The sequence below is a fragment of the Paenibacillus sp. FSL M7-1455 genome, assembly GCF_038004655.1.
Lineage (GTDB): Bacteria > Bacillota > Bacilli > Paenibacillales > Paenibacillaceae > Paenibacillus_AQ > Paenibacillus_AQ cookii.
The window spans coordinates 169,899-182,619 of the sequence record NZ_JBBORO010000001.1; the positions used below are offsets into that span (position 1 = coordinate 169,899).

Here is a 12,721-nt window from a genome sequence, read left to right on the forward strand (position 1 = left end):
TCTTAGCATGTTTTGATTTCCATGATATTTTTCATAAAAAGCCGGATTCCAGGAATCCTGAAGCACCGATAGGGGGTTATGCACCTTGATTGATCTTGTCCAGGTTGATAAGCATTTTGACGGACAAATCGTCGTGCATCCGCTGTCGCTGAACATCGAGGAGGGAGAGTTCCTGACTCTGCTCGGTCCCAGCGGCTGCGGCAAGACGACGATACTTCGCATGATTGCCGGTTTTGAGCAACCGACCCATGGCGACGTCGTATTGGCAGGTCAGAATGTCACGAAACTGCCGCCGAACCAGCGGGATTTGAATCTCGTATTCCAGCACTACGCGCTGTTTCCGCACATGACGGTCGAAGAAAATATCGCCTTCGGGCTGAAAATGAAAAAAATTCCGAAGGACGAGCAGAAGAAACGGATCGAAGAAGCGGTCGCGATGACGCAGCTGACGGCGCTGACCTCGCGTTATCCGCACCAGCTCTCCGGCGGACAGCAGCAGCGCGTCGCCATCGCCCGCGCCATCGCCAACAAGCCGAAGGTGCTGCTGCTCGACGAGCCGCTTGGCGCGCTGGATTTGCAGCTGCGCAAAAACCTGCAGTCCGAGCTGAAACATTTGCAGCGCTCGCTGGGCATTACGTTCGTTTATGTCACGCATGACCAGGAAGAGGCGATGATGCTGTCCGACCGGATCGTCATCATGAACGGCGGCCGGGTCGAGCAGGTGGGGACGCCGAGGGAGATTTACGCTACGCCTAAAACCTTGTTCGCCGCGACCTTTGTAGGGGAAAACAACATTTTTTCTTCGAGCGAAGGGCTTTTTGCCGTCCGGCCGGAGAAACTTCGTCCGGTGCGCGAGACGGAAGGCGCCCGCGTGACGGGGGTCATTCAGGACGTGTTGTACCTCGGCAACGTGCATAAGCTGACGGTCCATCTCGACCAAGAACCGATGTCGGTGACGATCGCCCTGGATTTCACGGACGAAAGACCATGGCAAATCGGCGAGCGGATCGGGGTGAACTGGAGTCCGAAGGACGAGGTGGTTATCGGGGCATGAACAAATCGAAGTTTTTGATGGTACCCGTACTGCTTTGGGCGGCATTGTTTCTGCTGATTCCGATGCTCATCGTGGTGGTCGTTTCTTTTCTAAGCCGCGACACGCTGGGCAATGTTGTCTTTCCCTTCAGCTTGACGGGATACAAGACTTTTTTTGATTCGCTGTATCTCGGGATCTATTGGGATACGCTCGTGTTGTCCGTCGTAACGACGGTCGTTTGCTTGCTCGTCAGCTACCCGCTGGCTTATTACATTGCGAATGCAACGCCTAGAATCCAAACCTGGGGACTGATCCTCATCACGATTCCGTTCTGGATCAATTTCCTGATCCGTACGTATGCCTGGGTGCTGCTGCTGCGGACGCAGGGCATCGTGAATTCGGTCCTGCTGCATTTCGGCTGGATCCACGAGCCGATGCAGATGCTGTATACCAAGGGGGCGGTGCTGCTCGGCATGGTATACAACTTCATACCGTTTATGGTGCTGCCGATTTACGTGGCGCTGGAGCAGATGGACAAGCGGCTGCTGGATGCGGCCAGCGATCTTGGGGCGACGCGCTGGAAAGCGTTCCGCCACATTACGCTGCCCCAGAGCAAATCCGGCATCATGACGGGCTGCGTACTCGTATTCGTGTCCACGTCGGGGATGTTCGTCGTCACGGACATTCTGGGAGGCGCGAAATCGATGATGATCAGCAACATCATCCAGTCGCAGTATTTGGGGGCGCGCAACTGGCCGTTCGGTTCGGCCCTGTCCATTATTTTCGTGGTCACGTCGCTGATTTTGATCCTGTTGTTTAACCGGGCCATGCAGTCGAAGGCCGACCGTGCAAAGGAGGGGACCGCATGAAAAAGAAAAGCCATCCCCTCTTGGGGCTTCATTCGCTGCTGCTGATGATTTTTATCTATGTGCCGATTTTGCTTATCATCGTGTACTCGTTTAACAATACGAGGTTAAGCGGAGACTGGAAGGGATTTACCTTTGAATGGTACGCCTCGCTGCTGGATAACCGGCATGTCATGGAGGCGCTCACGAACAGCTTGACGGTTGCGGTCGTTTCCACGGTCGTGGCCACGCTGCTGGGGACGCTGGCGGCCTTGTCGCTCCGGAACGTGGGCAAACGGTGGAAAGGCGGCATGAACAGCCTGATGTACCTGCCGGTCGTGATCCCGGACATCATTATGGGCTTGTCGCTGCTGGTGCTGTTCAGCCAAATGCATATCCCGCTTGGCAAAGCGACGGTCATTATTGCCCACATTACGTTCAGCATGTCCTACGTGTACGTGGTCGTCACCGCGCGGCTTGCGGGCATGGGCCGTCAGCTTGAGGAAGCCGCCTCCGATCTCGGCGCCACCGGCTGGCAGACGTTCCGGTACGTAACGCTGCCGCAAATTATGCCGGGCATCGTCTCCGGGGCGCTGATCGCCTTCACGATGTCCCTCGACGATTTTATGGTCAGCTTTTTCGTCGCAGGCCCAAGCTCGACCACGCTGCCGATTTATATTTACGGACAGGTCAAGCGGGGCATCTCGCCCGAGATCAACGCGCTGTGTACGCTGCTGATTTTGGTGAGCGTCGTGCTGATCCTGCTTGCGCAGTTTATTTTGAACCGCGGCAAAGGGCAGAAAAAACACAAAATGCTTCCGATTTAACAACGATCCTGGCGGGGAACCGCATCATTTCCAATTAAAAAACGGAGTAACGGAAAGAGAGGAGATATGTAACTGTGAAAAGAAAGGGTATCGCCGGCTTGCTGCTGGCAGGGGCTATTGCCGCATTGTCATTGACCGCTATGGGGGGCTGTTCCTCCAAGGAGTCGCTTCATATTTACAGTTGGGCGGACAATTTCGACGAGGACGTGCTGAAGGACTTCGAAAACAAGTACAACGTCGATATTACGTACGACACCTATGCAAACAATGAGGACCTGCTGGCCAAAATCAAAGCAGGCGGAGGCGGCTATGATCTGATCCAACCATCCGATTACATGGTGGCCACGATGATCAAAAACCAGCTGCTCGAGCCGCTCGACATGAAGAACATCCCGAACTTCGCCAACATTCAGGAGTCGCTGAAAAATCCGGCGTTTGATCCGGGCAACAAATATTCGATCGTCTACATGTCCGGCGTGACCGGGATCGCGTATAACAAAAAATACGTGAAGGACAAAATCGACAGCTGGGAAGACCTGTGGAACCCTGCCTACAAAGGGAAAGTGCTGCTGCTGGACGATAACCGCGAGGTCATCGGCATGGCGCTGAAAAAGCAGGGGCATTCGAACAGCACGACCAACGAAGGCGAAATCAAAGCCGCCGTTGACGATCTGAAAAAGCTGGTGCCGAGCGTCCTGGCCTTTGATACGGACACGATCAAGCAAAAGATGATTCAAGAGGAAGGCTGGATCGGCACGGTATGGTCCGGCGACGCCGCTTTCATCGTCAAGGATAATCCGGATATCGAATACGTGGTTCCGAAGGAAGGATCGACGATTTTCTCCGATAACTACGCGATTCCGAAAGGCGCGAAAAACAAGGAGCTGGCCGAAAAATTCATCAACTACATGCTGGATCCGCAGGTCAGCGCGAAAAACTACGAGTCCATCGGCTACAGCGATCCGAACGCCAAGGCGATGCCTTATCACAGTGAAGAATACCGCAACAACCATATGATCAACCTGTCCGAAGAAGAACTGAAACGCACCGAATGGCTCGGCGACGTCGGCGAGACCCTTCAGGTCTACGACCGTTACTGGACCGAACTGAAAAGCGGGCGGGAATAACCGTCAATCGTGATTAAAGCATATGAAACAAGGCCCCTTTCCATCAGGAAAGGGGCTTTTTGCGCGCTGAAACAAAAAGAAATTTGATAAAACATAGACAATAATATAAAATGTCTAATATATAATAAATAATTCAGGAGGTTGTTTATTGGTGGAAAGCGTTTCGGATGAATTGCTGAATGCGGATATTCATGATTTGAAGAGGGGGTACAAAGAGGATTCCCTGCTGGATACGTACACATGCCTTGTCTGCGGATACCAAACGGAAAAGGGGATCGTCTATCAGGAAGCGGGCGTGTTTTACGAAGCGGAAAAATCGATGCGCCGCCACATTCAGCAACAACATCATTCCATGCTCGATTACTTGCTTAGCCTGGATAAAAAAATGACGGGACTGACCGATTTGCAGCGCAAGCTGATTGGTTATTTCCATCAGGGGCTCACAGATCACGACATCATTGCCGAGTTGGACGGAGGGAGCACTTCCACGATCCGCAACCACCGTTTTATGCTGCGCGAGAAAATGAAGCAGGCCAAATTGTTTCTGGCGGTCATGGAGCTGATGGAGGAAGGCGGGAAAAATGCCGGCCGGACGGCTTCCGTCCCAACCAAGCCATCCCAGTCCAAGCTGCCGGGAGCGCCGGGCATATCCGAAGACGAACGGGAGAAGATCGTAAGCAAATATTTTACGGCCGGGCCGGAAGGCCCGCTAACTTCTTTTCCGAAGCAGGAGAAACGCAGGCTGGCCGTGCTGCGCCACATTGCCGGCGATTTCGAGGCAGGGCATACCTACACGGAGCATGAGGTAAATCAGATCCTGGAAGCCCGTTTCGAGGATTACGTCACGCTGCGCAGATTTTTAATCGAATACGGTTTTTTGGACCGCAAGCCGGACGGAAGCCAATATTGGGCCAAACAGCCTGAAAACCAAGGAAAGGGGAAGAAAAACATGAAGGACCAACAACGCAGAAAAGAATTGGTCAACGAATATATGAACACGCCGCGTCCGATGGGGGTGTTTCAAATCCGCAACAAGCAAAGCGGCAAAATCTACGTGACCAGCAGCACCAACATGCCCGGCGCGATAAACGGCCAGAAGGCGAAGCTGGCTTCGAACTACCACGTCAGTCCCGAATTGCAAAAGGATTGGAAAGAGCTTGGCGAGGATGCCTTTGCCTTTGAAATTTTGGAGGAGCTGCGCCCTGACCCGCAGTCGCCCAACGATCTCGAGCAGCAGCGGGTATACAAGGAAAAGGTGGCCCAGATGGAGAAAGCGTGGCTGGAAAAACTTCAGCCTTACGACGAGAAGGGCTATAACCGTCGCCCCCGGGCCAAATAACCATCGGCAGAGCGCGGCTCCCGAACAAAGCCGGAGAAATGAACAAATTTATACTTTTTCCCTTGGTTAACGACAATACTGTAACCGGGTTTGTCATCTATTGCCATGGCAAGTTTTATATAATCGTTCCATGGGTAATGAAAGTAATCGTTCATATGACTAGCATATGCGGCAATGTTTGGAGAGAGGGGATTTTAAGGATGAACAAAGGAATGAAGTGGGGAGCGGCCGTGCTGGCCGCCGGCGTGCTGTTTGGCGGAGCAAGCGTAACGGGAGGAAACGTGCAGGCGGCTCCTGCAGGCAAAACGGCAGCCAAGCAAAACGTCCAGCCTGCGGTAACGCTGAAGGCTAACGGCAAAACGCTGACGCAGCAGGGGAAAATCGTCAACGGCAACACGATGATTCCGATCACGGTGCTTCGCGACGCATTGGGCCTGCCGCTTCATTATAATCCGGGAACGAAAACGTACAGCGTCGGCAGCGGCATCATGAAGCTGAATCTGGAGGTATCCGATTACGGCGTCGGCACCAATCTGAACGGGTACTCCATTTACGATAACAGCGGCAGCGACCAGTATGAAGCAAAGAACCTGAACGGCCACTTGTACGTGCCTTTCAAGCTTCTGGGCGATTATATGGGCATCAAGGGGACGTGGAATCCTTCCCTGAAGTCATTGGAACTCGGCAAGCAGACGATGAACAAAATCGGCATCACGAGCGAAACGATCACGAAAACCAACAAAAACGCGAGCATCGTCATCCATTATCCGAAAGTGAGCGGGCTTGGCGAGGACGTGGAGCAGAAGATCAATGCCGTATTGAAGGAAAAAGCGGAGCAATTCGCGAAAAGCAGCGAGGAGCAGGCAAGCCATCGGGACGGCAAGATCGAGCACACGTACGACTTCGTGCAAAACTTTGCGGTGACGTTTAACCGCGAGGGCGTGCTGAGCATCGTCACGGACCAATACGGCTACACGGGCGGCGCGCACGGCGGCACGTTCCGCGAAGGCCTGACCTTCTCCCTGAAGGACGGCAAACAGCTCGGATTGGACGATCTGCTGAAGGCTGCGCCGGATTACAAGCAAAAACTCGATCGCATGCTGAAGCAAAAAACGAAGGACACGGCATTTAGCGACGTTACCGCCGGCCTGAAGGACCAACCCGATTTCTATCTGAAAGAAGGAGGATTCGCAATCTTCTACCAGCAGTACGAAATCGCGCCTTACGCGGCAGGTTTTCCGACGTATGCCTTCAGCTTCGGCGAGCTGCTTCCGAAAGGAACCGACCCGTTCGCGGCGTTTAAATAACAAATGAAAACAGGCGGCAAGGGATGACTCCCTATGCCGCCTGTTTTTTTATTGTTATGATCCCTAGCGCATTCCCGCCGGGCATTTTATACGTCAAATACGAAGTCCTCGTCGGACAGCGGTTCGATGTTGATCGCGCGCACATAGCCGTTGCCTTTTTTCGAGAAAAAGTCGTGCTGCTTCGTATGCGTGCTGATGCCGTTGAACACGATCGGGTTGATCGGCTCTTCAGGGAAATGAGGCTCGAAGCCGAGGTTCATCAGCGCTTTGTTGGCGTTATAGCGGACGTAGGTTTTGACTTCCTCCTGCAAACCGATCGGAGCGTACAATGCATCGGTGTAGACGACCTCGTTCTGATACAGCGTCTCCAGCAGCTCATACAGCTCTTTTTGCAGCTGAGCCTGTTCCTCAGGGGTAAACGTCTGGAACAGCTCTTGGGCGAGCAGGCCGACGTACAGGCCGTGTATGCTCTCGTCCCGGATGATGAGGTCGATGATTTCGCCGCTGCTCGTCATTTTGCCCTGGCCGGCGAGATAAAGCGGATAGAAGAAGCCGCTGTAGAACAGGTAGCTTTCCAGGAAAACCGAAGCGGCCATGGCCCGGTACAGGTCCTGATCGGAGTTGATGTTTTTGTACCAGGACTCGATTTGCTTCGCTTTGAACTGCAGCTGCTCGTTTTCTTCGACCCAGCGGAAAATCGCGTCGATTTCCTCCGTCGAGGCAAGCGTCGTGAAAATGCTGCTGTAGGATTTGGCATGGATCTGCTCCATCATGGACATGAAGCCGAGCACAGCCTTGCGCTGCAGCCCTTCCACATGCTCCAGGATCTTAGGCATGCCTACGCCGCCCTGCAGCGTGTCAAGCAGCGTCAAGCCGCCGAGGACATGCTTGTAGACCGTACGCTCGTCGTCCGTCATTTTGATCCAGTCCATTTTGTCGTCGGACAGGGGGATTTCGTCGTCGGTCCAGAACTGCATAATGTTTTGCTGCCAGAACATCAACGTAAAATCGTCGTCCGGCCGGTTCCAGTTTACTGCTTTCATTAGGCGATAGCTCCTTTATATAAGAAGGCAACGAGGGACCCGAGGTCCCCGCGATTGCCTTGCCGTATGATCAATTTTTTAGACAGCGCAGCTGGTGCACTCTTCAATGGACAGCTTTTTCGTCCGGGTGTAATACAGCGATTTGAGCCCCTTCTGGGCGGCGTATACGTAAAAACGGGACAGCTCGCGGGTCGACACGGTGCTGTTGACATGAAGTACGGTCGAAATGCCTTGATCCACGTGCTGCTGAATCGCGGCGATCATGTCGATCAGGCGGAACTGGTCGATGTTGTAGGCCGATTTGTAGTACCACTGCGTCTCCGCGCTCAGGAACGGCATCGGATAGTAGGTCGTCGAATTTGCGTATGTACGCGTTTCGATGTGTTCGACGATCGGCATGACGCTGGACGTGGCGTTTTGGATGTACGAAATGCTTTGCGTCGGCGCGATCGCCAAACGGTAGGCATGGTACAAGCCGTGTTTTTGCACTTGCTCCTTCAGGCGGGCCCAATCCTCCGGAGTTGGGATTTCGATGCCTTCAAACAGCTTCTGAACGCGTTCGGACGTCGGACGGAAGTCCGTCTCGAGATACTTGTCGAAGTAAGTGCCTTTGGCGTATTCGGATTTTTCGAAATCTTTGAATGTCTCGCCGCGGTCGCGGGCGATCTCCATGCTTTTTTCGATGGAGTAGAAGTTCATCATCATGAAGAACGTGCTGGCGAACTCTCTGGCTTCCGCGCTTTCGTAGGCGATTTTGTTTTTCGCAAGGTAACCGTTCAAATTCATGGCCCCGAGTCCGACGGAATGCAGTTCGCGGTTCGCGCGCTGCACGCCTGGGGCGTTTTCGATCTTGGACAGGTCGCTGACCACCGTCAAGGCTTCGATGCCGACATGGACGGAATCCTTCACCTTGCGTTGTTCCATCACGTTGACGATGTTCAGGGACGCCAGGTTGCAGCTGATGTCGCGGCGGATGATGTCCTCGATGCCGTAGTCGTTGATTTCCGACGTCTCCTGCAGCTGGAAGATCTCGGTGCACAGGTTGGACATTTTGATCTGGCCGATATCCTTCAGCGCATGCACGCGGTTGGCGTTCGTTTTGTTCACGATGTAAGGATAACCGGATTCCAGCTGGGTGGAAGCGATTTTCGTCAGCATGTCGCGCGCGCTCATCACCGTTTTTTTGGTGACTTGGTCGTTGGCAAGCAGCTCCTCGTACATCTCGTCCATGTCCAGGTCGTCCAAATGTTTGCCGTAGGCTTTGTAGACGGAATATGGGCCGAATACGACGAGCGGCTTGTTTTGAGCGGCAAGCTCATAAAATTTGTTCGGAATGATGAGTCCGATGGACAACGTTTTGATTCTCAGTTTTTCGTCGGCGTTGATTTTTTTCGAATCCAGGAATTCGATGACGTCCCAGCCGAAAATGTTGTAGTATCCGGCGCCCGATCCTTTGCGTTGGCCCATCTGGTCGGCATAAGAAAAGGCATCCTCCATGAGTTTGAGCACGGGCATGATGCCTTTAGCCGCTCCGGCTACCCCTTTGATCGGTTCTCCGCGTCCGCGAAGCTTCGAGAGGTTCACCGCCACGCCGCCGCCGATTTTGGACAGCTGCATGCAGGTTCCGAGCACGTAGTTGATCGAGTTGAGGGAGTCGTCCATTTCCAGAAGGAAACAGGATACCAGCTCGCCGCGGCGGCTTTTGCCCGCGTTCAGGAAGGTCGGCGTCGCCGGCTGCAAGCGCTGGTCGATCATGGCTTCCGCGATCCGCAACGCCTTCCCGATGTCCCCGTCTCCCAGATGCAGGGCTACGATGGCCACCCGGTCCGGATACTGCTCGAGGTACATCGTTTTGTCGTTCGTCTTCATCGCGTAGTCCTTGTAGAACTTCGAGATCGCCATGTAGGACTGGAACTGGAAGTCGCTTCTTGCCGTCAGGTTAAACACGGATTCGACTTCCTCGTACGTGTATTTTTCAAACACGTTTTCGTAGTAGTCGTTTTGGATCAGGTAGTCGAGTTTTTCCCGGAGGGAACCGAACTTCATCGTGTCCTTCTCGACTTCCTCCATAAAGGCTGCGACCGCTTCTTTATCTTTGGAAAGCTGGAAATAACCGTCAGCCCCCCGCTGCATCAATTCGTTGTTCAATTCAATATGCTTCAATAGTCCGCACCCTTTCAACAAAAGTTTCTATATCCTGCGTTGTTCCCGACAGCTCGAATTTCGTGAGGATCGGCACATCGTACATTTCGGAGATCGTGTCCGCGCTTTTGGCGAAGCGGGGGCCCCAGTTCCGGTTCCCGCTGGCCGATACGCCGCGCAGCATTTTGCTGTTGCGGGACAGGAACGATTTTACTTTCTCGGGGACCTGCCCGAAACCGGTCGTGTATGTCACGAGCACGTAAGGCTCGTCGATTTCATCCTTCTCGGCGATGGACACGCTCCGCATATTCAGCTTGTTTATGAAACGTCTGACATTCCCTGTCTTGGAATCGTAGACAACCAGCATACTCTATCACTCCTACCGAATCTTTGCAAAAAAAACGACGCTGCGTCCTTAGGCGAATGCAAGTCGTAATAGGTTATATATGATGTTTGGGATCAATATGTAGTTGGTAAATTGAATTTTACATCAATATATTGGGTTCGTCAATGGACAAATGACGAATTCCCTATGAGAGCGGTTGCGCTAGAACAGGTAGAATCGGCGGCAGGGCGCGGCAAAAAAGGGCTCCCGAAAGATCAAAAAAAGATCTTTTCGGGAGCCCTTGACGTCCTGCATCTAGATATGGTGTTTAGACGCTTTGGACCGGAGGATGCTCAAGCACTTTATCGATAATGCCGTATTCAGCTGCATCCTGCGCGCTCATGAAGTAGTCGCGGTCGGTGTCGCGCTCGATGCGCTCCAGCGGTTGGCCTGTACGTTCGGCCAGGATGCGGTTCAGCGTGTCGCGCATTTTCAAAATGCGGCGGGCGCGGATTTCGATATCCGTTGCTTGTCCTTGGGCACCGCCCAAAGGCTGGTGAATCATGATCTCGCTGTTCGGCAGCGCGTAGCGTTTGCCTTTGGCGCCTGCATTCAGCAGGAATGCGCCCATGGAAGCGGCCAGGCCCACGCAGATGGTGGACACATCCGGCTTGATGTATTGCATCGTATCGAAAATCGCCATGCCGGCCGTGATGGAACCGCCTGGGCTGTTGATGTAGAGGTGGATGTCTTTGTCAGGGTCTTCGGCAGCCAGGAAAAGCAGCTGGGCAATGATCGAATTGGCTACCACGTCGTTGACATCGGATCCCAGGAAAATGATGCGGTCTTTCAAAAGGCGGGAATAGATGTCGTAGGCGCGTTCGCCGCGGTTGCTTTGTTCAACGACCATAGGTATATAACTCACGTGGAAAACCTCCCTATATAGATGGATATGCGGATGTTGCAACATTCGGTCCCGGACCGCGGGCCAACGGGGAAGGCAACGGGCCGGACCATCGGGTCCATGCCGCTCCCGGTCGAACGCGATCCTTGAATGTTTGCAGCGTCCTTGGATCAACTATCGATGATTCTATACTTACTCTTACCGTATTAACCACATGATAAACAATTTCGAACAAAAAGTCAAAGAAAGTCAAACTCAGGGCAAAAAAAATAGCCATGATTGGCTTTGGCTGTTGAGGTTAATCTTATGGTAGATGCTTTTCATTAAAAATAAAATGGCGCGCCCGCGAGGAATTGAACCTCGATCTCAGGCTCCGGAGGCCTGCGTCATATCCATTGGACCACGGGCGCATATTTCAAACGCTGCTTCAATCGGATTTCCGGAAGGCCGCAGCCTCATATATTCCGTACAGCAAGAGTTATTATATGATAAATTTTGCGGAATTGCAAGCAGATGTTTTGAAACCGTGGAAAATAGCCCGCAAACGCCTGTATAAGAGGAAAGAATAATGTGAAGGATAGACGGTGGACTACTTGCAACAAGGGGTGAAATTGAGTAGAATATAAGTGGGACTTAAATCGTTACTGTGGGACGTTTTAGGGCCAGGGAGCAGGAGAGATGGAAGTTGAAGTTGCAGGAGTGGAGAGCAAATGCGGAAAATATTAGAGATACAAAAGCAGCTTCTGCCTGATCTCATGGACGTGCTCAAGACAAGGTACAACATTCTCCATCAGATCATGCTCTCGGAGCTGATCGGCCGGCGTACGCTGGCGGCCTCGCTGCATATGACGGAGCGGGTGCTGCGCGCCGAGACGGATCTATTGAAAGCCCAGGGGCTTATCGAAATCGATAGCTCCGGCATGAGGATCAGCGAAGCTGGGCGAAGGCTGCTGGAAGAGATGGGCCCGATGGCCAAGGAACTGTTCGGACTGAACGAGCTGAGCGAGAAAATCCGCCGTACATACGGCCTGAGGAAGGTCGTCGTCGTGCCGGGGGATTGCGAAGCATCGCCGCTGACGAAGCGCGATCTCGGCCGCGAAGGGGCGAAGGCGCTGCTCGGCGTCATGAATCAGGAAGACACGATTGCCGTCACGGGAGGTTCCACGCTGGCCGCGGTGGCGGAGGAACTCAATCCGCATGCTTCCGTCTCGATGAAGAACAGCTGGTTCGTTCCGGCGAGGGGCGGACTTGGCGAAAGCGTGGAGTTTCAGGCCAATACGATCGCTTCGACCATGGCCAAACGCGTAGGCGCCCAATACCGGCTGCTGCATGTCCCCGATCTGCTGAGCGACGACGCTTACCAATCGCTTGTGCAGGACCGCAATATTCAGGAAATCGTGGACGTAATCCGCAGGTGCCGCATCATCATGCACGGCATCGGCGACGCGATGGAGATGACCCGGAGAAGAAGGCTGGATCCGGCCGCAGCGGAGGAGATTCAGCGGGAAGGCGCGGTAGCGGAGTCTTTCGGCTACTATTTTAACGAGCAAGGCGAAGTGGTTCATCGCATGATTACGCTGGGCCTCCGGCTGGAGGACATCATCCGGACGGAGATCGTGATCGGCATTGCCGGCGGGAAAGACAAAGCGACGGCCATCCATTCCGTGCTAAGGTTCGGCCACGAGGACATTCTCGTGACGGATGAGGCGGCGGCGGTCGAAATCTGCAGGCAGATCGACGAACAAGGCTAGGAAGGGCATTAACCCCGTTATCAACACAGGCGCAATTGCCTGTTTTGAATAAATCATGAATGTTGCCTTCCGGCTTGC

At 53.5% G+C, this 12,721-nt stretch carries 11 protein-coding genes and 1 tRNA gene; 7 read left to right on the forward strand and 5 right to left on the reverse strand.

Translation table 11 applies throughout. From position 1 onward, the window contains the following. The first annotated feature begins 85 nt into the window (after nucleotides 1-85). From NYE48_RS00845 to NYE48_RS00870, 6 genes are all read left to right on the forward strand, one after another. The gene (locus NYE48_RS00845) at nucleotides 86-1,054 is read left to right on the forward strand and encodes an ABC transporter ATP-binding protein (protein ID WP_340996271.1); all 969 of its coding nucleotides are present in this window, start codon (nucleotides 86-88) and stop codon (nucleotides 1,052-1,054) included. Beyond that, on the forward strand, nucleotides 1,051-1,902 hold the full coding sequence (locus tag NYE48_RS00850; protein WP_036711016.1) for an ABC transporter permease: 852 nt from the start codon (nucleotides 1,051-1,053) through the stop codon (nucleotides 1,900-1,902). Before NYE48_RS00845 ends, NYE48_RS00850 begins: the two co-directional genes overlap by 4 nt. Then, nucleotides 1,899-2,705 carry an ABC transporter permease gene (locus NYE48_RS00855; protein ID WP_036711019.1) on the forward strand — a complete coding sequence of 269 codons (807 nt, stop codon included), beginning with the start codon at nucleotides 1,899-1,901 and terminating at the stop codon, nucleotides 2,703-2,705. Before NYE48_RS00850 ends, NYE48_RS00855 begins: the two co-directional genes overlap by 4 nt. A 140-nt stretch (nucleotides 2,706-2,845) precedes the next feature. Next, on the forward strand, nucleotides 2,846-3,832 hold the full coding sequence (locus NYE48_RS00860; RefSeq protein ID WP_081992445.1) for a polyamine ABC transporter substrate-binding protein: 987 nt from the start codon (nucleotides 2,846-2,848) through the stop codon (nucleotides 3,830-3,832). A gap of 151 nt (nucleotides 3,833-3,983) precedes the next feature. Then, complete coding sequence (locus NYE48_RS00865; RefSeq protein WP_340996272.1) at nucleotides 3,984-5,171, forward strand: DUF2087 domain-containing protein; 1,188 nt, start codon at nucleotides 3,984-3,986, stop codon at nucleotides 5,169-5,171. Between the two features lie 200 nt (nucleotides 5,172-5,371). Further along, entirely contained in the window at nucleotides 5,372-6,478 is a 1,107-nt protein-coding gene (locus NYE48_RS00870) for a PdaC/SigV domain-containing protein (protein WP_340996273.1), read from the forward strand. A gap of 86 nt (nucleotides 6,479-6,564) precedes the next feature. Here NYE48_RS00870 and nrdF read toward each other — a convergent pair whose 3' ends face one another. From nrdF to NYE48_RS00895, 5 genes are all read right to left on the reverse strand, one after another. After that, on the reverse strand, nucleotides 6,565-7,521 hold the full coding sequence (nrdF, locus tag NYE48_RS00875) for a class 1b ribonucleoside-diphosphate reductase subunit beta (protein ID WP_036711027.1): 957 nt from the start codon (nucleotides 7,519-7,521) through the stop codon (nucleotides 6,565-6,567). Nucleotides 7,522-7,599: 78 nt separating this feature from the next. Beyond that, nucleotides 7,600-9,684: a class 1b ribonucleoside-diphosphate reductase subunit alpha gene (gene nrdE, locus NYE48_RS00880; protein WP_212950631.1), complete on the reverse strand. Its 2,085-nt coding sequence runs from the start codon at nucleotides 9,682-9,684 to the stop codon at nucleotides 7,600-7,602. Then, complete coding sequence (gene nrdI, locus NYE48_RS00885; protein ID WP_036711033.1) at nucleotides 9,671-10,030, reverse strand: class Ib ribonucleoside-diphosphate reductase assembly flavoprotein NrdI; 360 nt, start codon at nucleotides 10,028-10,030, stop codon at nucleotides 9,671-9,673. Before nrdI ends, nrdE begins: the two co-directional genes overlap by 14 nt. A gap of 286 nt (nucleotides 10,031-10,316) precedes the next feature. Next, nucleotides 10,317-10,913 carry an ATP-dependent Clp endopeptidase proteolytic subunit ClpP gene (gene clpP / locus NYE48_RS00890; protein WP_281422510.1) on the reverse strand — a complete coding sequence of 199 codons (597 nt, stop codon included), beginning with the start codon at nucleotides 10,911-10,913 and terminating at the stop codon, nucleotides 10,317-10,319. 314 nt (nucleotides 10,914-11,227) lie between these two features. Next, a tRNA-Arg gene (locus NYE48_RS00895) sits at nucleotides 11,228-11,302 on the reverse strand. Between the two features lie 300 nt (nucleotides 11,303-11,602). Here NYE48_RS00895 and NYE48_RS00900 point away from each other — a divergent pair. Next, nucleotides 11,603-12,643, forward strand: a complete 1,041-nt coding sequence (locus NYE48_RS00900) for a sugar-binding transcriptional regulator (protein ID WP_340996278.1) — start codon at nucleotides 11,603-11,605, stop codon at nucleotides 12,641-12,643. Nucleotides 12,644-12,721 lie beyond the last annotated feature (78 nt).